This window comes from Pseudoalteromonas sp. BSi20480, assembly GCF_000241365.1.
In the GTDB taxonomy this organism is placed as follows: Bacteria; Pseudomonadota; Gammaproteobacteria; order Enterobacterales; family Alteromonadaceae; genus Pseudoalteromonas; species Pseudoalteromonas marina.
The window spans coordinates 13523-38822 of the sequence record NZ_BADX01000143.1 but is presented as its reverse complement, the minus strand read 5'-3'; the positions used below and the strand labels follow the sequence as shown (position 1 = coordinate 38822).

Genomic DNA, 25300 nt, shown 5'->3' with positions numbered 1-25300 from the left:
ATTTTAGAGTGTATATTTAATCAGTAACAACATCACTGTTTGTTACTAATAACATACGACCGCGCGTTGCTAAATAAACAGCAACTTGCATTTGCATTTCAGCATTTGCAGCAGCACTCCCCTCTACAGTAGAAGACTGAGCAGCATCTTGAGCAGGTGTTAAAATAGAACCATGATGACCCTTAGAAAATTTAACTAAGTAGCTAGCCGGTGCTTCTGTCATTGCTTGCGTTGTACTTACCGTTTCTAATCTCATAAAGTTAGCAAGTGGAATTGTACCAGAAATAGGATTGTTAGCTGCCATTGGTGGAATAACTTGATCTGGCTTGTTTTCACCGCCGTCGCCCACTACAACATTCGTATAAACAGGTGTACCTAACGCTTGTACCGCTGCTGCGTAATTAGTTGGATCGCCGCTATCTAATGCTGTTTGAGAAGCAAACGCAAACTGCGTAAACACGCCTTGGATATTAGTAAGCTTAGCTGTTTCACCTGCCGTTGTTATAGAAGTAATATACTCGTTATAACCACACGTTAAATATGCTTCCATATCTGGCAACTCAGCACCACAGTTAGAAACAGCATCACCTTGCAAGAAGGCATTAAATTCATCAGCTTCAGTTGTACCAGCTTGAGAAAGTACAGAGCCTTGAATAAACGGACCAAATGCTGCTGATTCTAGTAAGAAGCTAGCTATACCGCCGCCGCCACTTGCCAGAGCCACTGTATTTACATTAAATAATGGGTCAACAGTAGGCGCTAATGGATTATTAGCCTGTGCAATAAATGCAGGAGCAACAATAGAACCCAATGAATGCCCTATGTATGTTACATCTTGGCTGTTAATAGTTGCATCTTGTAAAAAGTTTAAGCCTAAACGTAAACCTAATAAATCAGCTGCTGATTGACGTAAGCTATCACGTGCAACTAATAAAGAGCTTAAATTCATGTAGCTAAGTACTGAACCGGTCGTTGCATTAAAGTCATCGTTGCCGTCACCGTCTACATCAACACCACGTTCACCATGACGAGGGTGGTCTATTGCAACCGTTGCAAAACCTTGAATTGAAAGTTGAGCCGTTAGTGCAAGCATACTCTCTTTATTAGTTGTAATACCGTGCTGCATCATAACAACAGGCCAACCGCCTTCAGGCATCTCAATTGCTGGCAACTGTAACTGAGCACGTACACCGTTGATGATTGGTAAAATTGGTTTTGTCACCTGTACTGGTACGTTAGCCATACTTTGTACTTTAGGGATTGAGTTATATTTTGTTAAATGACGTGTGCTATCGATACCTAGGTCACGTAACTGTCCACCACTAAGCGCTGAACATAACCCATCATTTTCACTAATAGGATCAGTTGGGAATGCATCACCTGCAACCGCTTTGTAACCTTGAAGTGCTACAGCGTTATCACACATACCTTGCCAGTATGTATCGTTTAAATCGCTAATATCTGTGCCAGTTGGCGTACCAAGATACATAGGTAACATAATGCTACCTTTTTGGTATTGAACGCCTGAAAACGCAGCAGATACTGTTACACCCTGAGATGCAAACACTTGTTGCACATTGACCATAGGTTGTTCAGGTACTTGCAATGCTGGTGTAGGCAAAGCATCGTTTTGTAAACTTGCAGCCAATAAGTTTTTAATTGTGCCAAGTACTGGACCCGCTGACTGAATCGTCATCGCGCCAGAAAAAATAATATCTTCCTTTGAAATATCACCAGAGCTCACAACTACGTTCTCGTAACTATTAACTGCACCTTGTAATGCAAGTTGAGAATCAGTAATTAATGGCGCTTCTTGCTTAACTAAGCCATAAGTAGATGACGGCGCAATAGAACGCCCCATAGAATCTTTAAGGCCTGTGGTTAATACATTGATGTACGAACTACCTGCTTTAAAAGGCTTTAGAGGAATAATAGCGACGGCATTTCCTGAAGCTTGAGTAACAAAGTCAACACCGAATGTTAATTCGCCAACAAGCTTACAAGCTGCACCAGCTGGAGCAACAGAACATTCTGCATCTGTCAGACTTGCGCCCATTATTACTTCAAAAATTCTTACGCTGCCAGGTGTTCCAGCTGACGCTTCGTCAAGTGAAACATTTGGTGGAAATGTCAAATCAACTTTATAAGGAACTTGAGACGACCAGCCGTCCAGTGCGCCTAATGCTAACTGAGGATCAGCATATGCAGCACGCGGGATAGATACATTGTCGTCATCTAATTCACCTGGAATATTTAAAGTACCATCTTGGGTACCGCTCATTAATAAATCATTGGGAACAGAAATTACACCGTTAGCAGGGTCAAAGCTAACCGTGGCCATAGGTACAACTGTAGCGGTTTCATTCTTAACATCTTCTAACGTTTCTCCGCCGCCACAACCTGCTAAAGCAGCAGTGACCGAGAGTGAAAGTAGCATTTTCTTCATATTGGTGACTCCGAACATATTTTATTTTTATAGTGTGTTTAATCAGTGTATCAAGTTAAAACAATGTAATCAGATTATTAATGAGACATTAGACCAGTTAAACTTAACGTAAAGTTTCTTTTTTCGCCACCTAATTTTTCAATAAATTCGATTACTTGTCGAATTGCTATGTTAAAATCAGAAAAAATCTATCAATTGGTACTTTTATGCACACTTATCAAGCAGCTGAAAATGCATTAAACGATAAAGTTATTTTAATCACTGGCGCAGGCGATGGTATTGGCCGGGTAGCAGCCATTACTTATGCAAAGCATGGTGCGACTGTTATTTTATTAGGTAAAACAACAAATAAACTTGAATGCGTATACGATGAAATTGTGAATGCAGGTTACCCAAAACCTGCGATTGTGCCAATGGATTTAAAAGGCGCAACAAAACAAAATTATCGTGATCTTGCTGCAACTATTGAGAATCAGTTTGGTCGTTTAGACGGACTTTTAAATAATGCTGGCATATTAGGCTCTCTAGGGCCACTAGAACATTTTTGTTCATCTACGTTTGAGAACATCATGAAAGTTAACGTGACAGCTCAAGCAATGATCACCAAAGCATTATTCCCCGTGATGCGTAAATCAGACAATGCTTCTATTGTTTTCACTTCATCTGGTGTTGGTCGTAAAGGCCGTGAGTTTTGGGGACCCTATGCCATCTCTAAGTTTGCAGTTGAAGGTATGATGCAAACGTGGGCTTGTGAAGTAGGTAAAACCAACATTCGCGTAAACTGTATTAATCCAGGTGCTACACGCACATCTATGCGCGCATCGGCATACCCTGGTGAAGATAGGGATAAGTTGGCAACACCTGAAAGCATTATGCCGACCTATTTATATTTAATGAGTGATGATTCAATTGCAGTCAATGGCGAGTCATTAGACGCACAAATAAAAAAGTAACAGCTGTTTACTTTTATTAACCTCAATAAAAAAGCCGCAAATAATGCGGCTTTTATACAAAACGTCAAAATATCACTTACGCTTAGTCGACTTAACACGTTGGTTGTGCTTTTTAACCGCTTTACGAATTTGATTAATTTTAGCGCGTTTATCTTTGCGTTTTTCAGGCATAACTGAAAGTTTAGTTTGCGTTTCACGACCTAACTTAACCGTTTTACGCAAGTAGTTAACGGTTTCTAAGTCGTATTCAACCCAACCACCTTGTGGCACACGCTTATCTAGCTCTAGCTTACCGTAACGAATACGGATAAGACGCGACACTTCAACGTCTTGAGATTGCCATAAACGACGAACTTCGCGGTTGCGCCCTTCGTTTAACGTCACATTAAACCAGCGGTTAATTCCTTCACCACCTAGCGGTTTTATATTTGTGAATTTTGCAGGACCATCTTCAAGCTCAACACCACGCATCAGGTTTTTAAGTGTCTCGTTTGTTACTTCACCAAACACACGCGAAGAATATTCACGCTCTACTTCATAACTTGGGTGCATTAAACGATTGGCTAATTCACCATCGTTGGTAAACAACATTAAGCCTGACGTATTCACATCCAGTCGGCCTACAGCTATCCAACGATCGCCATCAATACGAGGAAGTCTGTCAAATACAGTACGACGACCTTCAGGGTCTTTACGTGTACTCAACTCTCCCTCGGGTTTGTTGTACATAATTACACGGCAAATTCTGTCAGCTTTTTCTTCAATTTTTACGGTATGACCGTCAACACGAATTAAATCGGTTTCTTCAACGCGGTCACCGAGTTTAGCTACTTTGCCATTAACACTAACACGGTTAGCATCAATGTATTTTTCCATTTCACGACGCGAGCCTACACCAGCTCTGGCTAGGACTTTTTGTAACTTTTCACCTTGTATATTCATTCGGATGGTTCTCTCACAGAAGGATCACTTAATAACTGGTTTATTTTACTTTCTTGTTGCGCAGGTAACGCAGGTAAGTTTTCTAAACCCGTTAATGAAAAATAATCTAAAAATTGTTTAGTAGTGGCGTATAAAGCGGGCTTACCCGGTACTTCTTTGTGCCCTACCACTTTCACCCACTCTCTTTCGAGTAAGGTTTTAATTATATTCGAACCCGTTGTTACACCTCTTACTTGCTCTATTTCACCACGCGTAATGGGTTGACGATAAGCAATAAGTGATAATGTTTCCAATAAAGCACGTGAGTATTTAGGAGCTCGTTCTTGCCATAGGTTACTCAACCAAGGGCTCAAACTACTACACGCCTGAAATCGATAACCACTACCAACTTCAACAAGGCGAATACCACGGGTTTGAAAGTGTGTTTGTATTGTTTCTATAGCCTCGTTTATACGTGACATAGAAATTGCAATATCCACTAAAACAGTGTCTTTAATATGGCGTTTACTTATGGGTTTGTCTGCAACAAAAATCGCAGCCTCAATGATTTCAACCAACTGCTCATCACTAATTCGCCGCCCAGCCATATACACTCTTAATAAATAAAAATACACAGCCATCTATTATGACAGAACAACCACTAACTAGGAAAATATATCTGGCAATTATCTAAAATTAGCCATAAAAAAAGCCAGTTAAAATAACTGGCTTTGATTTTTATGTTCTGAATTTTAATTAGCTGTGTTTAATTGACTCTAACGCTTCGTCTTCAGCTACAGATTTACCATATTTATTTATGTAGCCCATAAACTCATTTTTACTAATTCGATTGTCTTCGTTTTTGTCCATATAACCAAAGTGATTTGAAATATCGTCGTCATTGCCTTCAACAACTGATATGTAGCCATTACTATCGTTATCTAAACTGGCAAAACTACTTTCAATTTTGTCAAATTTTGCAATTTCAGCTTTAAAGGCTGATTCACTTACATCACTATCGGTTGCAACCTTGCCAGTGTTTAACTGCATGTAAGCATTAAATTCTTTACGACTAATTTCTTCATCCATATTGGTGTCGATATTTGAAAAGTGACCCCAAATATTATCGTCGTCAGCTTCAACTTTTGAAATAAAACCATCACTGTCGTTGTCTAGGCTTGCAAAGTCGCTGTCTATTTTATCAAGACCTTGATTAGATGCGCAGGCTGCTAAACTTAATGTTGCTAGAATAGTTGTTGCTAATGTTAACTTTTTCATAAGACGTGTCCTTCGTTGTTAATAAATGTCACAACAACTAATACAAGTCTGGTGCCAAAATAAAATAAATATAAATTTCAGCACCTTACAGAAAACCTGTTTATTATTTATTCTATTTTCAATACGTTAGCCTTGAAACCTTTTCAACCAACCTTGTAAATTTTGCAAAAAAAAAGCCCAGCTGTAAAAGCTGGGCTCTCATTAATTTTGTCGTGCTAATTAAATTGCAGCGTTTTGATAACGCTTAACAAAGTCAGTAACTTTCTGACCGTTACATTTAAGCGAGTTTAAATTACCTATTTTTTGGCGTACTGGCGCTAAACCTTGCTTTAATGCAGTCATACATAATTGAGTTTCTTGTTGAGCATCTTTAGCAAACACTTCTACTTTGTTTTCAGTTATGTTGTTTGTTGAATCTTTCTTTGCAATATCACGAATATCTTGGCCGTTACACATGATGCTTTGTGAGAAGCGTGATAAGTATACATTGTGCTTAGCTGCTAATTTACGTGCTGCAGAAAAACCTTCGTTTGCGCTTAATACACACAGCTTAGACTCAATAGAGCTGTCTTGGCTGAAGTAAGTGTTACTTTGAGCTGAAACAGAAGAAGATGCTAATAATGTTGCCGCTAAAAATAATTGTGCTTTCATGAGAGATCCTATGTGAACGAGTTTGCCAATGAATTTGCGCGCATTATATAGCCAATTTATTGCAGATCAATTGAATTTTTTATTTATTTTATAAATTAATACAACATTAACAATGTTTAAACTTTCACCACCATTTGATCAACATTTGCGCAGCTATTTTGTCATTTCAGACATGTTATGTAAGCTAAATTACTGATACAATTTGCTATCAAAATGAGAACAAATTTAAAGGTAAATCGAATGAAAGTGATTTCTTTCAATATCAATGGTCTGCGTGCTCGTCTTCACCAATTACAAGCTGTTATTGATAAACATCAACCGGACGTAATTGGCTTGCAAGAGATTAAAGTTCATGATGAAGCGTTTCCATTAGACGATGTTCAAAAAATGGGGTACCACGTCTACTTTCACGGTCAAAAAGCACATTACGGCGTAGCTATGTTATGCAAAAAAGAGCCAAAATCGGTCTTAAAAGGGTTTGCTACCGACACTGAAGAGTCGCAAAAGCGCATGATCAGTGTCACTATTGAACAAGATAACGGTCGCGACATTACCGTTATGAATGGTTATTTCCCGCAAGGCGATAATATCAATCACGAAACCAAATTCCCCTATAAACGTCAATTTTATAAAGATTTGATGACACATCTAGATACAAACCTCACTCCCGATCAGGATGTAGTTGTTATGGGCGACATAAATATATCACCTACAGATTTAGACATAGGTATTGGTGAGGTCAACGCTAAACGCTGGCTAAAAACAGGTAAGTGCTCTTTCCAACCAGAGGAGCGTCAATGGCTATCAACACTTTTAGATTGGGGATTTAAAGATACCTTCAGAGAACTCTATCCTGATGTTAACGATCAATACTCATGGTTTGATTACCGCTCTAAAGGCTTTTTAGATAATCGCGGCCTGCGAATTGATGTTGTGCTTGCAACTCAATCACTTGCTGAGCGTTGTATTGAATCAGGAATTGACTATGAGCTACGCGCAATTGATAAACCATCAGATCATGCGCCAATTTGGTCAACGTTCAAGTAGCTATAATGTTAAACACTGAAATACAAGGGCTGATGTGGGTCCTTGTACTTGCTATTGCGATTTTTAGTTTCGACAAAAACACATATAAATCGCTTTATAAAACGTCTGCTAGGCAAACCGGTATATTAGCCTGTGCGCTTGTATTTGCACTACTGTGGCGTATTAAAGCCGGTATTTTAACTGGCCTTGACCTGCACATACTTGGTATTACTGCAGCCACCTTAATATTGGGCTGGCGGCTAGCCATTTTGAGTAGCCTACTGGCAAGTGCCTTGTTGTTTTCATTTGGGCAGGTTAGTTTTAACCTTTTACCTGTACAAATACTTATTGGCGCTTTTATTCCCATATTATTGAGTTATTTAAGTTTTGTTGTGTGCTATCACTATTTACCAAAACATTTTTTGTTTATATATTTGTTTGTGCCTTCATAACAGCTGGGTTTATAGCGTGCATAAAGATATCTTTAGGTGCCCTCTTTTATTTCTCTTTAGGTCAGTATAATTGGCAAGAACTTGCCGACAATTACGTTTATTTAAGTGCTATAATTTGGTTTCCAGAAGCCATGTTGAACGGAATGGCCATCACCATTTTAATTACATACCGTCCCCACTGGGTTAAAACTTTTTACGACAAGGATTACCTAGACTCATGAGTCTTGAATATCAATGCCCTTTATGTAGCAAATCGCTAACAAAAACTCAAAATACACTGCGCTGTGAAAGCAACCACAGTTTTGATTTTGCCAAAGAAGGCTACGTTAACTTACTGCCTGTTCAAAACAAAAACTCTAAACAACCTGGTGACTCGCTTGAAATGGTGCAAGCAAGGCGCACATTTTTAGAGCAAGGTTTTTATGCATTCTTACAACAAGCACTTAGCGATATAACAAGTACTATAAAAGGTAATAATATTATTGATTTAGGGTGTGGCGAAGGGTTTTACACCCACGCTATTGCTAATAATACTCAAGCGCAAGTTTATGGTGTAGATATTTCAAAGTCAGCTATAAAATACGCCGCTAAACGTTACCCCAACTGCAGCTTTAGCGTTGCGTCAATCAGTCAAGCCCCTTTTAAAGAAGGGTTTGCTGATATTCTTATAAGTGTATTTGCACCTTTATTTACTAAAGAGCTTGATAGACTCGCTAAACCTAATGCTACGCTTGTCGTGGCCAGCCCAGGGCCATGGCATTTAAAAGAGTTAAAAGCTTATATTTACCAATCAGTAAGCGAGCATACGAAAGTAGATGTGCCTGAAGGTTTTACAGAAACTCACCAAGATTTGATCACTCAACAGGTAACACTGAGTATTAACGATGTTAGAAACCTGATAATGATGACACCGTTTGCGTGGAAATTTAGACCTGAGCACTGGGAAACACTAGAAGAGAAAGGTGAACACCATGTCACCTTGTCGTTTTATATAACGCAATTTCAAAAAGCGTGATTGTTGAAAGCGTTTTATTAAAACTGTTCTTTAGTAAACGCTTTATCCATTTTTTCAAACATATCTTTAAGTAAATTTGCAAGCTCCAAATAGCGGGGCTTTTTTTCACTTAACTTAGGTTGATAACCATTAGCAACCATTTTTGTATGGAGCTCTTTGTACCAACTTAGCATGGCTGGGTCTAATGGGGTTTGTGCTCGTTTACCCAACCACAATAAACCTTGTAGAGGTAAAGATAAGAAAAACAATGCACTTGCAATCGCTTGTGGTAAAAAATCAGGGCCAAGGTAGTTGAGTTGAAAAAATAATGTAAACATAGCAAGAATGGGCATAACAGTAATGGCAAGTTCTGTTGCTCTAATTACCCTAAACTCACTAAACAATGGAGCTAACTCTTTTCGCATTGGCCATTGTTTTGCGTACTGTCTACCAATTTGAACTTGTGACATCACACTTTTTTGCATCATGACTCCTCACAATTACTGAATTCAATATATAAATTAGCTCGTGTTTTTATAAAGTGTAACACAAATACAGCGGGTTTCACTTAATCAGTAAAAGTGCTTAATTATGCTGTTAAATTGTGCAAAATACTAAACTAAATACATCAAATAGTTTAAAATATAAAACTTATTAATGGGTCTAACGACCTTGTTTATAATATCTTTAGCCTTTTAATTAAGACCTGAGTGTAACAGTAAATAATTAATGTTCACTTACTAAACTTTATTTATGGAAATTATATCTATGCCAACACCCGCTCCTAAGTCACAACATGTTTTAGTATTAAACTGTGGTAGCTCAAGTTTAAAGTTTGCCATTATTGATGCAAACACCGGCCATGAAATTATATCGGGCTTAGCAGAGCGACTAGGTGCAGCAACTCCGTCGGTAAAGTATAAATACAAAGGTGATAAAACACTTATTGATTTAGCACCAGAGCAAGCTCACGCTGAGGCTATTAATACGCTAGTAACGTTAATAAAAGATCACAAACTAGATGAACAGCTAATTGCTGTTGGTCATCGTGTTGTTCACGGTGGCGAGCACTTTACCAAATCAGTATTAATTAATGATAAAGTTATTGAAAGCATAACCCAGGCTGCAACACTTGCACCGCTTCATGGTCATGCCAACTTGCTGGGTATATCTTCAGCGCAAGACTCGTTTAAAGGCTTACCTCAAATTGCCGTATTCGATACGGCTTTTCACCAAACTATGGATAAAGTCGCATACCTTTATGCGCTACCTTACAATTTATATACCGAGTTTGGTGTTAGACGTTATGGCTTTCATGGTACGAGCCATTTTTATGTTGCCGGGCAAACAGCAAAACTACTTAACCAACCTATTGAAAAAAGTAATTTTATTAGTGCTCATTTGGGGAATGGCTGCTCTGTATGTGCGATTAAAAATGGTAAGAGTGTCGATACAAGTATGGGCCTTACGCCACTTGAAGGGTTAGTAATGGGTACTCGCAGTGGCGATATTGATCCAGGTTTATTTAACTTTTTAACGACACAACTTGATTATAGTGCGCAACAAATAGATGACTTACTCAATACAAAAAAGTGGTTTGTTAGGCATTAGTGAGCTTTCAAACGATTGTCGTACTATTGAAGAAGCTGCTACAGCGGGAAATCAACAAGCAGCATTAGCACTCGATATGTTTTACTATCGTTTATCTAAGCAAATTGCATCGTACATGGTGCCTTTACAGCGTCTTGATGCGCTTATTTTCACCGGCGGTATTGGAGAAAATTCAGATATCATTCGTAAAAAAGTGATCACTCAACTTGGATTTTTAGGTATGGAATGTGACACGCAAGCAAACCTAGATGCTCGTTTTGGTCAACAAGGTGTAATTAGCACTGAGCAATCTCGTATCAAAGCTGTCGTCATGCCAACGAATGAAGAATGGGTTATCGCCCTCGACTCTGCAAATATTGTTAAGGAGCTATAATATGGCACACCGTATTATGTTGATACCGATTTCTACGGGAGTTGGTTTAACATCTGTTTCCGTCGGGCTTGTGCGTGCGCTTGAGCAAAAGGCGGTAAAAGTTAATTTCTTCAAACCTATTGCTCAACCGCGCTCTGGCGAAACCGGTCCAGAAAAATCGACACAAATAATAAAGCAAGGCTCCCCTATTGACCCACCAACACCGTTTGCATTGGATTACGCAGAGCAAATGATTGGTGATGCAAAGGGCGACGACTTATTAGAAGAAATTGTTGAGCGCTTTGAAAGTAAAATTAACGACGATGAAGTAGCCATCATTGAAGGCATGGTTCCGACTCGTAAACAACCTTATGCAGGGCGCGTAAACCGTGAAATAGCGCAAACACTCGGTGCCGATATTGTATTTGTATTAACGCCTGGTAACGATAATATTACCCAGCTGGAAGATCGTCTTGAGATTGCAGCTGGTAATTATGGTGGTATTGACCACCCGCGTGTATTGGGCTGTATTTTTAATAAAGTAAATGCCCCTCTTGATGAAGAAGGCAGAGCACGCGCCGATTTAGTCGACTCTTACAAACCTGATGAAGTAGATAACGAACTAAACCGTTTAGCATCACTGCCAATTTTTAGAAAAAACCCATTTATGTTACTTGGTGCAATACCATGGGATTTTGATTTAGTCGCACCACGTGTGAAAGACCTAAGTGCGTATTTAAAAGCCACAATTATTAACGAAGGTGATATGCTGCATCGACGCCTGCGTCGTATCACATTTTGTGCACGTACAGTGTCTAATATTTTAAACCACTTTACACCAGGTGCACTATTAGTTACTCCTGGCGATCGTTCTGATATTTTAGTAGCTGCGTGTTTATCGGCAATGAATGGTACTAAAATTGGGGCAATATTACTCACCGGTGGTTTTATGCCAGAACAGCGTATTATGGCGCTGTGCGAACAAGCAATGCAAACGGGACTACCAATTTTGGCAACAGAGGCCGATACATGGCGAACATCGTTGTTACTTCATAACTTTAATATGGAAGTGCCAAGCGATGATGACCAACGTATAGAAAAAGTGAAAAGCCACAATGCTGAATATATTGACTCAGATTGGCTGAACTCACTGGCAAAAAATGTAGGGAAAACACGTAAACTCTCACCACCAGCTTTCAGATACTTACTTACAGATAAAGCCCGTAAAGCAGGCAAAACGGTTGTTTTACCTGAAGGCAACGAACCTAGAACTATTAAAGCGGCTGCTATCTGTGGGCAACGCGGTATAGCAAAAACCATTTTATTAGGTGATCGCGAAGAAATAATGCGTATTGCTGAGCAACAAGGTATAGAGCTCAACGAAAATGTAAGTATTGTAGAACCAAGCAGCATCATTAATGATTATGTCGAGCCTATGGTCGAAATCCGAAAAAGCAAAGGTCTCACTGCTGTTGTAGCGCAAGAACAATTACTTGATAACGTAGTACTGGGTACTATGATGCTTGAACAAGGCAAAGTTGACGGACTTGTTTCAGGAGCAGTTAACACAACCGCTAATACAATTAGACCGCCATTACAGCTCATCAAAACGGCCCCGGGCTCATCGCTTGTATCGTCGGTATTTTTTATGTTGCTGCCTGATCAGGTACTCGTTTACGGAGACTGTGCAATTAACCCAGATCCAAATGCTGAGCAACTTGCTGACATTGCGATTCAGTCAGCTGACTCAGCTGCAGCTTTTGGTATAGAGCCGCGTGTTGCCATGATCAGCTACAGTACAGGTACATCTGGTACAGGAGCCGACGTTGAAAAAGTGCGAGAGGCAACCAAAATAGCTCAACAAAAACGTCCCGATTTGATTATTGATGGTCCCCTTCAGTACGATGCAGCAATTATGGAAAACGTTGCGCTTAAAAAAGCACCAAATAGCCCCGTAGCAGGTAAAGCAACGGTATTTATTTTCCCTGATTTAAATACCGGTAATACAACCTATAAAGCCGTGCAAAGAAGCGCAGACCTCATCAGTATTGGTCCAATGCTTCAAGGTATGCGTAAACCAGTCAACGATTTAAGCCGTGGTGCATTAGTTGATGACATTGTATACACAATCGCACTTACCGCTATTCAAGCAGCGCAAGTCGAAGCACTTAATTAAAGGCTTTAATTAACATGTGCTTTTTATAGCCTAGCTAATTTCTAATTATAAATTAGTTAGTTAGGCTATTTATACCTCTCAACCCCCATAGTTATCCACAGAAATTGTGGGTAAGTATAAGTAGCTCATATTTTGCAGCTTAGTTACGGTGAGTTACCGCTTTAATTTATCTTTAATAATCTATACTATTAATAAATCGTCTTTGCTGTACCGCAGGTTTTTAATGTCAAAACAAACATTACAATTACACAGCACTATTTTGTCTATACATAGTTTAGATATTGATGCTGATATCCCTGCTGCTTTGTTAAAACTTCCGTTGTTTTTTATCTCAAAAACCCATGACGAACTATCAATTGTATGCCCCAGTAGTTTTAAATTACACAGCCTGGATACAGAATCTGATTGGCAAGCATTAGAAGTTATTGGCCCTTTAGGGTTTTCGTTAACAGGAATTATGGCTAATATTTCTGGCGTGTTAGCTAAAGCACAAATATCTATCTTTTCTATTTCAACTTACGATACTGACTACATACTTGTAAAAAACAAACAGCGGCCCAGGCAATCACAGCACTAAAAAAAGATGGCTATAATGTGGTGACAAACTAATTTATGAAAGCACAACCAATAGAGCTTATTGCACAAAATAAAATCCCCCGTGATGCTATTAATATCACCAGTCCTTTTACGGGAAAGGTAGTAGAATTAAGTAATCACCCAGAGCCTTTGTTCAGTTTTGGTACACTTGGCCCCGGTGTTATGGTGCAAGCAACCAGTCATAAAATTTTAGCCCCCTTTGATGGGGTTTTACTGCAGGTTAAAAACGCAGGAACTGAATTTATTTTGCAGGCTAAAAATGGTTTAAAAATACTCATTAATTTAACCTTACCTGCCTCTGCAGCAATTACGCATACCCATATAGCACAGTTAAATGGCAGCCAAGTACTCAAAGGCCAACGACTTGCTTATTTTGACCTAAGAGAATTAGACTCCCCTATGCTAGGAAGTTTAATATTACTTAATGGTCACAACCTGGGCACTTTTCATTATTCACACCTGCATGTAAAAGCAGCTGAAGACACCTTATTAACTATTATTAAAAAGAAGTAACTTATGATCACTCTTTACGGAATTAGTAACTGCGACACGATTAAAAAAGCTAAAAAACACCTTACAGATAATAATATTGAGTTTACCTTTCACGATTACCGCAAAGAGGGTATTAATGAACAAATGGTCGCTGAATTTGCTGATAAATTAGATTGGGAACAATTAGTCAATAAACGTGGAACTACATACAGAGCTCTAAGTGACGAGCAAAAACAAAATTTGACTAAGCAAAATGCTATTCAATTATTAGTTCAGCAGCCCGCTATGATAAAGCGACCAGTATTAGTTAACGGTACTGACTTTTATTTAGGCTTTAAAGTCGCGCAATACGATGAGATTTTTAAATAATGAATGAAGTAATTGCACTTGCACAAGCCTTGATACAGCGTGAATCTGTCACCCCAGAAGATGCCGGCTGTCAACAAATGATGAACGAACGTCTTGAAGCGATCGGCTTTAATATAGAGTCACTATTTTTTACTGATACATTAAATACTTGGGCGCGTAAAGGCGACCAGTCGCCGCATTTTTGTTTCGCAGGACACACAGATGTAGTGCCTACGGGTCCCGCAAAAAACTGGCAGCACCCACCTTTTTCAGGGCTGGTAGAAAATGGTTTATTGCATGGTCGAGGAGCTGCCGACATGAAAGGCTCGCTTGCTGCCATGATTGTAGCTACTGAGCGTTTTGTAACTAAATACCCGAACCACAAAGGATCAATTTCTTTTTTGATCACTTCTGATGAAGAAGGACCATTTATAAATGGAACCACCCGAGTTATTGATACACTAGAATCTCGCGGTGAAAAAATTGATATGTGTTTGGTTGGCGAACCTTCATCTCGGGATGTCTTAGGTGATGTAGTTAAGAATGGCCGACGCGGCTCGCTTACCGGATTCTTAAAAGTTAAAGGTATTCAAGGACATGTTGCCTACCCTCACCTGGCTCAAAACCCTATTCATCTAGCCACTGAAGCATTAACAGAGCTTAGCCAAACCCAGTGGGATAAAGGGAATGATTTTTTTCCGGCAACCAGCTTTCAAATATCAAATATTAACGGCGGCACAGGTGCAGGTAATGTGATCCCTGGTGAGCTAGATGTGCAATTTAATTTTAGATTTAGCACCGAAGTCACACATCAACAATTACAACAGCGTGTAATCGACATTTTACAAAAACACAACTTAAACTACGAGTTAAACTGGATTGTAAATGGTCTCCCATTTATTACAGAACATGGTCCACTCGTTGACGCAACCGTTAATGCTATTGAGTCTGTGACAGGATTAGCAACCAATTTAGAAACCACGGGGGGAACCTCTGATGGTCGCTTCATTGCACAAACCGGTGCTAAAGTCATTGAGCTTGGGCCTCGTAATGCCACCATTCACAAAGTGGATGAGTGCGTAAGTACAGATGACTTAATTAAACTCACCGACATTTACGAGCAAATACTTGAGCAATTGTTAACCTAATGACTGATTTAGAAGTACCCACGATAGCGTGTGTCACAGGGCAAAGTGATACACATTTAACTAAAATACAAAGCCATCGTTTGCATAGCGCTATCACTGCTGATTTTATAGCGCTACAAAACGCAGCTAAACAAGCTGGGTTTGACTTAACTATTGCATCAAGCTTTAGAGATTTTGACCGTCAGGCGCTAATTTGGAATAACAAATTTTCCGGACAAAGGCCTGTTTATAATTCACAACAAAAGGTTGTTGATTTAACGAACTTAAATGACATTGATAAGTGTATTGCAATTATGCGTTATTCAGCTTTACCTGGGGCAAGTAGGCACCATTTTGGTACCGATTTGGATGTGTACGACAAAGCCAGTGTTAGTGACGATTATCAACTGCAGTTATCTCCTCATGAATATGAGAAAAACGGTCCCTTTTCAGCATTTAGTGAATGGCTCGGTATTCACCTTGAGAAATTTGGTTTTTATCGGCCTTATCGCGAAGATTTAAACGGGGTAGCTCCTGAACTTTGGCATATTAGCCACATTAAGCAATCACAATTGCTAAGTATTCAACTAACTGAAAGTGCTTTACGAAAATGCATTGAAAACAGTGAACTACTTGGTAAAAGTGCCGTATTGGCGCACTTACCTTCACTTTATAAGCGCTTTGTGACCAACGTTAGTCCACCATAAAAGAAGGACTACTCCTTCTTTTTATTTAAAATAAATATGAGTACCGCTGTTAATATAACTAAGCTGGCGATAACAAATTCAACCGTTAATTGTTCTTGTAAAAAAATAACGCCTGCAAACGCTGCAACTACCGGCACACACAATTGCACAACCGCAGCCTGCGTGCTTTTAAGTAATGGCATTGCAACGTACCAAATACTATAGCCAATGCCAGAGGCTAAAGCGCCAGAAGCGCTCGCGAGTAAAATGCCTTGTATGGTAAGTGCGTTAAAGTAGCTCATACTAACAAGTAATAAGATGGGGAGCGCTACTAAACTTCTAATAAAATTAAACCCTGTCGTTCGCAATGGCGATACACATACTTTGCCACGTATACTGTAAATACCCCAAGCAACACCGCTTATGGCCATCAATCCCGCTCCTATTAGCGAGGGCACCGCCGCTGAGGGCAGCATCAAATAAGCAAACCCCGTAACAGCAATCAAAAAAGCAGCCCACTGCACGGCGCTTAATTGTTCTTTTTTATATATACCCCAACCAATCATCGTAAGTTGCACGGCTGAAAATAAAATCAGAGCGCCTGTTCCGGTATCTAACTCAACGTAGGCCACCGAAAAACTAAGTGCATAAACAAGTAAACTAATGCTACTTCGCCAACTCCCTGTATCACTTAAAATAGCATCATTAAATGACCCATTACGTTTTAGATTATAAGTATAAACGCTCATAATAATACCTAAACATGCAGCACCGCTTAATAAACGAATGATGGTAAAGTTATAGGGATCTATATACCCCTCAGCTAATGCCATTCGGCAAAATAAAGAATTGGCGGCAAATGCTATTAAAGCAATAAATGTATATATAGCTGCTTTCAAAATAATCCTTTTTAACCTAAATCTGGTTGTTAAATAATCTGTTTTTATGGGTGAGTAGTTAAATAACTTAAACTGCTATAAAAGTAAGTTATTTATACAGCATAAGGCAAAGTGTGCAAAAACTTTCAACTTAATAAGACCTTAACTTTTCGCTGTCTATTTCACACATTACTAAATTCACGCCTTATTCACATAGAACATGCATATTTACCTTAACGATGATATGGCTCTACGTTTTTTTACAATGTTTCACACTCTTGTTTAAAGTGAGTGTGTTAACCTGCTTAAGTAGATTAAAAGGAGTGCTGTGTGCGCAGAAGTATAATTTTAAGCGTTTGTTTTATTTTAAGTGGTTGTAGCTCTATAGGGTTTAACGACCTGTTTAACGATTACGCCACACAAATGACGCCAGTGCGAAATGCTATTGAAAATAATAACCCACAACAAGCTAAATCGTTAATTGCAGACAATAGCACTATACACAGTAGTTACTTGCTTAACCAACTTGAGCAAGCGCGTATCAACGACCTTACTAATTCAGCTGATAACGCTCAAAGCAAATTCGAAAACGTATATGCTCAAATGCAAACGAAACGCCAAGCTGCAAAGATTCAACTAAGTGCCGGGCTTGAACAAAGTAATGCATTATTTACGAATGACTCGGCAATTACCTATGTACCGCCTGCTTACGAGATGAGCATGCTTCATAGTTATAAAGCACTTAACTATGTTTATAAAAATGATATTGAAGGCGCACTGGTCGAAATTCGCCGAGCTAATAAAGTACAAGCCGATGCGCTTAGCGAGAATGAAGCAGAAATAGATTCAGAAAAAAATGAAGCGCAGCAGCATTATCCAAGTATGAATAATGTGACAAGAGATGTTAAAAACGGCTTTCAAAACGCATACACTTTTTACTTATCGGCTTTGCTTTACCAAAGTGCAAAACAGTTTGACGACGCCTACATAGACTACAAAAAAGCGTTAGCTATTCAACCAAATAATAAATATTTACAGCAAGATGTAATTCGCTTAGCTAAAAAACAAGGGTTTCATCAAGAATTTGACGAATACACACAACGTTTTGGCGAACTTAGCACTTTAAAGCCTAACCATGGTGAAGTAATCGTATTACTTGAACAAGGTTTCGTGCCCAAACAAACTGAATTTAAATTAAGACTACCGATTGATACAAGTAAAGGTGATGTTCGTTTTTATAGCCTTGCTATGCCCGTATATAAAGACAGTGCTTACATTAGCCCAATACAAAATGTGAATATTGCTGGACAAGAAGTAGCATTAGCGCCATTAGTTTATTTAGAAGCCCTAGCCGCTAAAACTCTTGAACAAGAAATACCAGGCAAAATTACACGCCAAGTATTACGGCTCATAACTAAAGAAAAAGTTCGCGCTGAGCTTGCGCGCAGCGCAGGAGATGTAGGCAACATTTTAGCCAATATATATAATTTAGCGTCAGAGCAAGCCGACACCCGAAGCTGGCTTACATTACCAAATCAAATTTCTGTAGCGCGTCAAAGTCTGACAGCAGGTGAACATATATTAAATATAGGCAATCAACCGCCTATTAGTTTTACCGTTAGTAAGCAAGGGTTAACTTTAATTTACCTAACCTCTATTAATAACTATTTTAACTACCATGTAGTTCAACTCTAGGAGACACCATGAAATACATAGTGCCAATGTGTGCCGTTTTATTGCTAAGTGCTTGTGCAACACAGCCTGACACATCAGGTATAGCGGTTGAACAAAATAAAGGAAATTTTAATGATCAACTTAGAGTGGATAACCCTGATTTAGGTGAAAAACTCGCCATTACCGACGTTAAAACGCGTCAAACAAATCAGTTAACGGATGTCGTGGTTACCCTATCTAGCCAATATAAAAAGTCACAATATTTACAGTATCAATTTAAATGGTTTGATAAAGATGGATTTTTGATTAAAGGAAATCATTCACCGTGGCAGCCATTAACTTTATTTGGTTTTGCTAATACACAATTACCAGGTTTAGCGCCTAGCTCTGATGCTGTTACATTTTCACTGGCAGTTAGAAAAGTATCAACTGAATCTCAAGAATTTAAAGATTAAAGGAAACTATTATGAACACGACATTTAAAACAGCATCCACCTACGCATTGGTCGGGCTCAGCGCATTGATCTTAAGCGGCTGTGCTAACAAAGCCGTAGTTAGCTATGGTGACGCTCAAGCAGTTGAAACAACTGATATAAATTTTGGTTCTACCGATTTACAAAAAGTCGCGAGCCAAATGACCGACTCATTACTAAGCTCGCCAGTGGTGGGAACCATGACTCAAAATAACCGTCCTGTTGTGTTTGTGGAACGTATTAAAAACAAAACCAGTGAGCATATTGATACAGAATCAATCACTGATTCTATCTCAACGCAAATGCTACGCAGCGGTAAGTTTCGCTTTGTAGACATGACACGTGTTGAAGCTGTACGTGAACAGCTAACCTTTCAAAACGAAGATGCATTAGTGAACCCAGCAACAGCGGTTGCATTTGGACAACAAATTGGTGCGCAATACATGTTGTATGGCAACTTATCAAGCATTGTTAAAACAAATGCAGATAAATCAGACGTATATTATAAATTCACAATGCGTTTAATGGATATGAAAAGCGGACTTATTGAATGGGCGGACGAAACTGAAATTCGCAAAACCAAAGAAAAATCAACCTTTGGCTGGTAAGCCGATAGGAGTAAGTTATGAAAGCAATTGCTGTAATTATGTGCGCTTTACTTACATTAAGTGCACCCACTTTTGCTAAATACGAGCGCAATAAAGCCGTAGCAGTTCAAAAAGTGTTGTTTGGTGACATTAAATCAGTACGAAACATCAGCGAGCAAGAACTAATACAAGACAAAAAGAACGGCTGGAAAACGTTTGGTGGCGCACTTATTGGTGGTGTTATTGGTAATCAATTTGGTGGTGGCAGCGGTCGTGCTATAGCCACAATTTTAGGCTCAGTTATCGGTGGTAGCGTTGCTAACAATAGTCAGCAAGGTAGCTATTACAAACAAACTCAGTTAGTTGAATTACTAATTCAGGTAGAAAATGGCGACCAATTTATGGTAGTTCAAGACCTAGACCAAGGTATGCGATTTCAAAAAGGCGATAATGTGAGGTTAGTTTATTTAGGCGATAACACCGTAAGAGTAGATAAAGCATATTAATAACACGCCTTTAAAAACAAAAACGAGCCAACAGGCTCGTTTTTTTATAACGTTTTATAACTGGCGATAATCTTTAAAAAAACGCTGCATTTTTTGCATGGCATCAGTTAAGTCATCCTTATTAGGTAAAAACACTAACCTAAAGTGATCAGGCTCTGGCCAATTAAACGCACGCCCATGCACTAACAATATTTTTTCGGCCTTGAGCAAATCAAACATCATTTGCTCATCGTTTTTTACATTAAAGTGTGCAGTATCAACCTTGGCAAACGCATATAAAGCGCCTTTTGGCTTTTTACAGCTAATCCCTTCAATCGCGTTTAAACCGCGCCATGCAATATCACGTTGTTCGTATAATCGCCCGCCCGGATTAATTAAGTTATCAATTGATTGCACACCACCTAATGCCTGCTGAATTGCATATTGGGCAGGTACATTAGCGCATAAACGCATTGACGAGAGTATATCTAACCCTTTACTTAAGTCGTCCATGGCTGATGTTTTACCACTTAAAACCATCCACCCCATTCTTAGCCCAGCAGCACGGTAAGTTTTAGCTAAACCATTAAAAGTAATCATTGGCACATCATCACACAATGAAGCAATTGAAGTGTGGCTAATTCCATCGTATAAAATCTTTTCGTAAATTTCGTCGCTTAACAACAGTAACTTGTGCTCTCGCGCAATATCTATTAATTGCTTAAGCAGGTCATCACTGTATACCGCACCAGTGGGATTGTTCGGGTTAATTAATACCAAGGCTTTGGTTTTAGAGGTGATTTTACTTTTTATGTCATCTATATCAGGAAACCAATCTTGCTCTTCATCACATAAATAATGAACGGGATTACCGCCCGCTAACTTAACTGACGCAGTCCATAACGGATAATCTGGCGCGGGGATAAGCACTTCATCGTCGTTGTTAAGCAAAGCTTGAGTGATCATTTGGATTAGTTCACTTACCCCATTACCAATATAAATGTTATCAACGTCTAAGTTGTTTAACCCACGTTGTTGATAATGCTGGTAAACAGCTACTCTGGCTGAGTAAAGTCCTTTAGAGTCACAATAACCTTGGGCAGAATACAGGTTACGGATAATATCGCGATGCATATCTTCAGGCATATCAAAACCAAATGCAGCTGGATTACCGATGTTTAATTTTAAGACTTTTTGACCATCGTCTTCCATTTTTTTAGCTTGAGCTAAAACAGGTCCACGAATGTCATAACATACGCCTTCTAATTTATGACTCTTTTTTATATCTGACATTTTACCTCTACTAGCTGGCGCCTGATGACCTTTGTAATTTGAGTTTTATAAGTAAGGTCTATTTTATCTCAACAATAAAAACCCGGTTGCCTACTAGACTAACCGAGTAAATATATAACACCAGTAAATTTAACAGCTTAAAACTGAAATTAATTCACGTTAACTATTGTGCATCTAACCATTGTTTAAATTTTGTTTGAGAGCCTTCTACCTGTGGCATTAAGTTGGCACAAGCATCCATCGCTTTAGCTAAGTCATCATCAACTAAGCTTAACTCTATGGTGCGCGAAACATCAGCTAAACTAGACGCACCAAACTGCGCGGCATTTGATTTTAAACTATGAGAATGACGAATCGCTGCCTCTTTATCTTTACCAATGGTTGCCATAACTTCAGAGCCCAGACGTTCAAACTCGGCACAACAAAAATCAAGCGTATCAGCAAACTGCTCGCCCAATAAAGATTTCATATTCTCTAACGCTGATGTATCTATGGTAATGTCTGTCATTATTTAATTCCTTCAACTATCCATGTTCATTGTATTTGATATAACTACTGTATATTGATAAATGAAAAAAAACCAACTTAATTGCTTTCATAAATGTATAATTTACAAGTTAATAATAGAGAGAAAGTTTTTAAAATGGCACGCATTCTTTGTACTCATTGTAATTTTGCACTTAATACCTGTGTATGCAGCGCTATTGAAACAATAACTAACAAAGTTAAAGTTATTATTCTACAACACCCCAGCGAAGAAAAAATAGCAAAAAACACGGCTAAATTACTCGACTTAAGTCTAACTGATTGCGAAATCATCAAAGGTGAAAACAGTGCTGACTTTAGTATGTTAAATAGTTTGCCAAAAGAATCAACAGTACTGCTTTACCCAAACGAAAATGCCACCTACCTAGATGAACCAAACTCTACAAACCATAAACACATCACTCATTTAATTGTAATCGATGGAACATGGAAAAAAGCCTATAAAATTTTACAACTCACCCCTGCACTCAATCAATTTAGAACAGTGAGTTTTAATAAACCACCTAAAAATCGTTATATAATTCGTAAAGCGCCCCGTGACGATAGCCTCTCTACACTTGAAGCCGTTGCTCATAGCTTAAGCTTAATAGAACATTTAAACCCAGAGCCTTTGTTTACTTTATTAGAAGAATTAATTAATAAACAAACCCAACATATGCCTGAGCACGTAAAAGCACGTTACTTAAATTAAATTTAGCTTTTGATAAACAGATGCGACATTACCCAAATAGATTAAAACGAGGATTTACTCGTCAAGGCCCCGACTATCGCTTTGATGACCAAGTTGATTTTAGCGATATAAGAACCACGTTTGGGTTCAGATCAATGGTGGTTGGTAAATGGGTAACCAAAGAAGAGCGCTATATTAGCGCTAATTTAATTTACGATGCGCTGGCCGACCTGGCGCAAATACTGCACTTACCACCTAAAGCAATTGGTCTGCGCGGAAAGTTAAATTTTGCATTTGGGCACGGTGGTCAAAAAGGTGTGCAAGCGCATTACAATGCAGGCAGTCAAACATTAGCACTTGCTAAAAATGCGGGCGGTGGTGCGCTCGCGCATGAGTGGTTTCATGCATTCGATCACCACATTAGTGAACATTTATTTAAAGTAATACCACGCTATGGATTTGCTTCAAAGCTTTGGCTTTCAAATACACCAAATTTAATGCACCCACTCAATGACGCACTGAACAGCTTTTATAAAGAAGTATTTTTAGATGCAAGTGGCGAAAATGCCAATGAATTTGTGCAAGCATGTATTAAACACGACCAAGCCCATAATATGAATTATATGAGTATGCCTGAAGAAATTGCAGCTCGCTGTTTTGAAGCCTGTATATATGCACACCCAAATATAAAAAACAGTTTTTTGGTGGACGGTTTGCAATCCAGTAATTTAATTTACCCACCAGCACAACATACCACCAAGGCAAATAAAGCGCTTAACCACTATTTTCAACTATTGGGTTATGCGCTTCATAATTTACCCAATAAGGTTTAGCTGTTTTCATCACTTATGCGACTTGCAACTGCGCTACTCTGGTCTTTGTATTTAGCATCTTTACGAATGTTATACGGGTTTTCACAAGGCCCTGAGAGCATTTCGAAACTCATAGCGCCAATTTTCATCATTGGGCGCAGCGCTAAGGGTAATTTTCCTGAGTTGTAAAACTCTAATACAATATTACCGCTCCAGCCGGGATCAATTCGGTGTGCTGTTACATGCACCATCAAACCTAAACGCGCAAGCGATGAGCGCCCATCCAACCACCCTACAATATCGGCAGGTAGCGTTACTTTTTCATAAGTGATTGCAAGTGCGAGTTCACCTGGATGTAAAAAAAACGCTTCACCGTCTGCAAGCTCAATTTCCTCACTCATGATTGATTCCATGGCTTTATTGAGTTGATCCTTTGGACCACTTAAATCAACGTAGGCTGCATTATGGGCATTGAACGTTCTAAATTTATTACCAAGACGTAAATCTGCTGTCACACCCGATATCATCTCACTACTCGGAGCAGGCTCTATAACTATTCGGCCATCTTTTAGGTGTTCTTTAATATGTGTATCTGAAAGTCTCATGCTTTTAATCTTCTGTAATCACAATTTCTATACTGTTGTGATGCTGTTGATAATATAGCGTACTGGCTATAAGCCTAGCTGCTGCGCTGTATGTTTTGCTTATTGCCGCATTGTTATCGCTAGCAATAAGTTTTCCTTGCTCAGAGTACTCTCTAATATCAATGGCAAGGGGAATATGGCTAAGTACCGGAACGCCATGCTTGTGGGCTAGTTTTTGTGCGCCTTCTTTGCCAAATACATGGTTTGCCTCACCGCAGTGGCTGCAAACGTAATGGCTCATATTTTCTATCAAACCAAGTACTGGCACATTTACTTTATTAAACATTGCAATGCCTTTTTGGGCATCAGCAAGTGCTAAATCTTGAGGCGTAGTTACAATAACAGTCCCACTGGCAGGTACTTTTTGGCTCATAGTAAGTTGTATATCACCTGTACCTGGGGGCATATCTACAATTAAATAATCGAGCTCGCCCCAATCAGTCTCGTTCAGTAATTGGCTAAGTGCACCCGATGCCATTGGGCCTCGCCATACTGTTGCGTCATCACTGGGTACTAAAAAGCCAATAGATTGGGCTTTAATGCCATTGGCATCAAACGGTAGTAATTGTTTGTTATCTTTTGTTTTTGGCTCAGCACCAACAAGGCCCAACAACATAGGTATTGAAGGACCATAAATATCAGCGTCTAAAATACCAACGTTTGCTCCCTCGCCTTTTAACGCACCGGCTAAATTAACAGCTGTAGTCGATTTACCTACCCCACCTTTACCTGAAGCAATAAGTACAATGTGTTTAATTCCTTTAAACTTTGCAGGCTCTTGAATATCAACCTTAGCCTTTATTGAGATTTCAATATTTAAAACATCACGGACATGCTGCTCTACAAGGGGGATTTCTGATTGCGCAGCAAAAGGTAAAGTAAGACTAATTTGTATTGATTTATCGTCGTTTTCAGAAATTGACTCAATAAAGCTTTCGTCAATTCCTACGGCAAAGGCCGCACTACGATAAGCCGCTAAAGCAGCAATAATCGGTTGTTTTTGCACCGATTTAGAAGAGAAAAGTTTCGACAGTCCAAACATAGCAATTAAATAGCGTTTCTTTGATGAAAAGTGCCTCGGAATTATGTAACATTCAGGTCATTAACACCAGTCAATTAATAAAAATC

25 protein-coding genes and 3 pseudogenes are annotated in these 25300 nt (G+C 39.0%); 17 read left to right on the top strand and 11 right to left on the bottom strand.

Features of this window, described 5'->3' with window-relative positions; translation table 11 throughout:
• Positions 1-16 precede the first annotated feature (16 nt).
• A complete protein-coding gene (locus P20480_RS04865; RefSeq protein WP_008131530.1) occupies positions 17-2446 on the bottom strand; it encodes a VolA/Pla-1 family phospholipase in 2430 nt (809 codons plus the stop codon).
• A 206-nt stretch (positions 2447-2652) separates the two neighbouring features.
• Here P20480_RS04865 and P20480_RS04870 point away from each other — a divergent pair, with 206 nt between their 5' ends.
• Positions 2653-3399: a YciK family oxidoreductase gene (locus tag P20480_RS04870; RefSeq protein WP_006792162.1), complete on the top strand. Its 747-nt coding sequence runs from the start codon at positions 2653-2655 to the stop codon at positions 3397-3399.
• Between the two features lie 72 nt (positions 3400-3471).
• Here the strand turns inward: P20480_RS04870 and rluB are convergent, their stop codons facing one another.
• From rluB to P20480_RS04890, 4 genes are all read right to left on the bottom strand, one after another.
• Positions 3472-4341, bottom strand: a complete 870-nt coding sequence (rluB, locus tag P20480_RS04875) for a 23S rRNA pseudouridine(2605) synthase RluB (RefSeq protein ID WP_006792163.1) — start codon at positions 4339-4341, stop codon at positions 3472-3474.
• Positions 4338-4928: an SMC-Scp complex subunit ScpB gene (gene scpB / locus P20480_RS04880; protein ID WP_008131527.1), complete on the bottom strand. Its 591-nt coding sequence runs from the start codon at positions 4926-4928 to the stop codon at positions 4338-4340. The genes rluB and scpB overlap by 4 nt, the downstream gene beginning before the upstream one ends.
• A 148-nt stretch (positions 4929-5076) precedes the next feature.
• Complete coding sequence (locus P20480_RS04885; RefSeq protein WP_008131525.1) at positions 5077-5598, bottom strand: EF-hand domain-containing protein; 522 nt, start codon at positions 5596-5598, stop codon at positions 5077-5079.
• Positions 5599-5817: 219 nt separating this feature from the next.
• Positions 5818-6249, bottom strand: coding sequence for a hypothetical protein (locus P20480_RS04890; RefSeq protein WP_008131524.1), 432 nt, complete (start codon positions 6247-6249; stop codon positions 5818-5820).
• Positions 6250-6489: 240 nt separating this feature from the next.
• Between P20480_RS04890 and xthA the strand changes: the two genes are divergently transcribed.
• The 3 genes and pseudogenes from xthA to rlmA all read left to right on the top strand — a co-directional run bounded on the left by xthA (position 6490) and on the right by rlmA (position 8742).
• Positions 6490-7296: an exodeoxyribonuclease III gene (xthA, locus tag P20480_RS04895; RefSeq protein WP_008131522.1), complete on the top strand. Its 807-nt coding sequence runs from the start codon at positions 6490-6492 to the stop codon at positions 7294-7296.
• Between the two features lie 5 nt (positions 7297-7301).
• Positions 7302-7948 (top strand): annotated as a pseudogene (locus P20480_RS18555) (energy-coupling factor ABC transporter permease).
• Positions 7945-8742, top strand: coding sequence for a 23S rRNA (guanine(745)-N(1))-methyltransferase (gene rlmA / locus P20480_RS04900; protein WP_008131519.1), 798 nt, complete (start codon positions 7945-7947; stop codon positions 8740-8742). Before P20480_RS18555 ends, rlmA begins: the two are co-directional and overlap by 4 nt.
• A gap of 17 nt (positions 8743-8759) precedes the next feature.
• Here the strand turns inward: rlmA and yfbV are convergent, their stop codons facing one another.
• The gene (gene yfbV / locus P20480_RS04905) at positions 8760-9206 is read right to left on the bottom strand and encodes a terminus macrodomain insulation protein YfbV (protein WP_008131517.1); all 447 of its coding nucleotides are present in this window, start codon (positions 9204-9206) and stop codon (positions 8760-8762) included.
• Positions 9207-9489: 283 nt separating this feature from the next.
• Between yfbV and P20480_RS18550 the strand changes: the two are divergent.
• From P20480_RS18550 to P20480_RS04935, 7 genes and pseudogenes are all read left to right on the top strand, one after another.
• Positions 9490-10705: pseudogene (locus tag P20480_RS18550) on the top strand (acetate kinase).
• 1 nt (position 10706) lies between these two features.
• Complete coding sequence (gene pta / locus P20480_RS04910) at positions 10707-12860, top strand: phosphate acetyltransferase (RefSeq protein ID WP_006792172.1); 2154 nt, start codon at positions 10707-10709, stop codon at positions 12858-12860.
• A 223-nt stretch (positions 12861-13083) separates the two neighbouring features.
• Positions 13084-13469, top strand: a pseudogene (locus P20480_RS04915) (ACT domain-containing protein).
• A gap of 3 nt (positions 13470-13472) precedes the next feature.
• The gene (locus tag P20480_RS04920; protein WP_008131509.1) at positions 13473-13970 is read left to right on the top strand and encodes a PTS glucose transporter subunit IIA; all 498 of its coding nucleotides are present in this window, start codon (positions 13473-13475) and stop codon (positions 13968-13970) included.
• Positions 13971-13973: 3 nt separating this feature from the next.
• Positions 13974-14318: an ArsC family reductase gene (locus P20480_RS04925; RefSeq protein ID WP_008131506.1), complete on the top strand. Its 345-nt coding sequence runs from the start codon at positions 13974-13976 to the stop codon at positions 14316-14318.
• Complete coding sequence (gene dapE, locus P20480_RS04930) at positions 14318-15445, top strand: succinyl-diaminopimelate desuccinylase (protein WP_008131502.1); 1128 nt, start codon at positions 14318-14320, stop codon at positions 15443-15445. The genes P20480_RS04925 and dapE overlap by 1 nt, the downstream gene beginning before the upstream one ends.
• On the top strand, positions 15445-16131 hold the full coding sequence (locus P20480_RS04935) for a M15 family metallopeptidase (RefSeq protein WP_008131500.1): 687 nt from the start codon (positions 15445-15447) through the stop codon (positions 16129-16131). The genes dapE and P20480_RS04935 overlap by 1 nt, the downstream gene beginning before the upstream one ends.
• An 8-nt stretch (positions 16132-16139) precedes the next feature.
• Here P20480_RS04935 and P20480_RS04940 read toward each other — a convergent pair whose 3' ends face one another.
• Complete coding sequence (locus P20480_RS04940; RefSeq protein WP_008131498.1) at positions 16140-17009, bottom strand: DMT family transporter; 870 nt, start codon at positions 17007-17009, stop codon at positions 16140-16142.
• Positions 17010-17318: 309 nt separating this feature from the next.
• Here P20480_RS04940 and P20480_RS04945 point away from each other — a divergent pair, with 309 nt between their 5' ends.
• Genes P20480_RS04945 through P20480_RS04960 form a run of 4 tightly spaced genes read left to right on the top strand, consistent with a single transcriptional unit; the run spans position 17319 to position 20228 of the window.
• Positions 17319-18683: a COG3014 family protein gene (locus P20480_RS04945; protein ID WP_008131496.1), complete on the top strand. Its 1365-nt coding sequence runs from the start codon at positions 17319-17321 to the stop codon at positions 18681-18683.
• 8 nt (positions 18684-18691) lie between these two features.
• Positions 18692-19117 (top strand): YcfL family putative periplasmic lipoprotein, encoded by a 426-nt coding sequence (locus tag P20480_RS04950; protein ID WP_008131494.1) that lies wholly within the window; start codon positions 18692-18694, stop codon positions 19115-19117.
• Positions 19118-19128: 11 nt separating this feature from the next.
• Positions 19129-19743, top strand: coding sequence for a penicillin-binding protein activator LpoB (lpoB, locus tag P20480_RS04955; RefSeq protein WP_008131492.1), 615 nt, complete (start codon positions 19129-19131; stop codon positions 19741-19743).
• A gap of 17 nt (positions 19744-19760) precedes the next feature.
• Complete coding sequence (locus tag P20480_RS04960; protein WP_008131489.1) at positions 19761-20228, top strand: outer membrane lipoprotein; 468 nt, start codon at positions 19761-19763, stop codon at positions 20226-20228.
• Positions 20229-20282: 54 nt separating this feature from the next.
• Here the strand turns inward: P20480_RS04960 and P20480_RS04965 are convergent, their stop codons facing one another.
• On the bottom strand, positions 20283-21500 hold the full coding sequence (locus P20480_RS04965) for a pyridoxal phosphate-dependent aminotransferase (RefSeq protein WP_008131487.1): 1218 nt from the start codon (positions 21498-21500) through the stop codon (positions 20283-20285).
• A 163-nt stretch (positions 21501-21663) separates the two neighbouring features.
• On the bottom strand, positions 21664-22008 hold the full coding sequence (locus P20480_RS04970; protein ID WP_008131485.1) for an Hpt domain-containing protein: 345 nt from the start codon (positions 22006-22008) through the stop codon (positions 21664-21666).
• A gap of 135 nt (positions 22009-22143) precedes the next feature.
• On the opposite strand from P20480_RS04970, the gene P20480_RS04975 reads away from it, so the two are divergent.
• Positions 22144-22737, top strand: a complete 594-nt coding sequence (locus tag P20480_RS04975; protein WP_008131483.1) for a tRNA-uridine aminocarboxypropyltransferase — start codon at positions 22144-22146, stop codon at positions 22735-22737.
• Between the two features lie 20 nt (positions 22738-22757).
• On the top strand, positions 22758-23549 hold the full coding sequence (locus P20480_RS04980; protein ID WP_008131481.1) for a CLCA_X family protein: 792 nt from the start codon (positions 22758-22760) through the stop codon (positions 23547-23549).
• Here the strand turns inward: P20480_RS04980 and dcd are convergent.
• Entirely contained in the window at positions 23546-24133 is a 588-nt protein-coding gene (dcd, locus tag P20480_RS04985; protein ID WP_006792188.1) for a dCTP deaminase, read from the bottom strand. The genes P20480_RS04980 and dcd overlap by 4 nt on opposite strands.
• 4 nt (positions 24134-24137) lie before the next feature.
• A complete protein-coding gene (gene apbC, locus P20480_RS04990) occupies positions 24138-25214 on the bottom strand; it encodes an iron-sulfur cluster carrier protein ApbC (RefSeq protein WP_033025719.1) in 1077 nt (358 codons plus the stop codon).
• Between the last annotated feature and the right edge of the window lie 86 nt (positions 25215-25300).